This window comes from Ilumatobacter nonamiensis YM16-303 (genome assembly GCF_000350145.1).
Lineage (GTDB): Bacteria > Actinomycetota > Acidimicrobiia > Acidimicrobiales > Ilumatobacteraceae > Ilumatobacter_A > Ilumatobacter_A nonamiensis.
Map to the genome: position 1 here is coordinate 1 of NZ_BAOL01000397.1, position 231 is coordinate 231.

The window sequence follows — 231 nt, forward strand, 5'->3', positions numbered from 1 at the left end:
CGCGCGCTGGCACCCGGCGGTCGGATCCGACCGGGCGATGTGGTGTCGATGCGGGCGCCCGACGCGGCGATCGACGTCGGCGGCGCCCGACCGCAGCTCGCGATCGACGGCGCGGCGCGGGTCGTGATGCTCAAGGGCAACGGTGCGGTCGCGCTCGACACGCGGGTGGACGACGACCATGTCACGGTGCCGCCGTGTACCGCGATCATCGCGGTCCAGGCCGACGGCGGC

Annotated in this window: 1 protein-coding gene; it reads left to right on the top strand. The window is 75.3% G+C overall.

Annotation, left to right across the window (positions count from 1 at the left end; all coding sequences use genetic code 11):
* On the top strand, nucleotides 1-231 hold a 231-nt coding region (locus ON45_RS23425; protein ID WP_040496789.1), incomplete at both ends, for a hypothetical protein.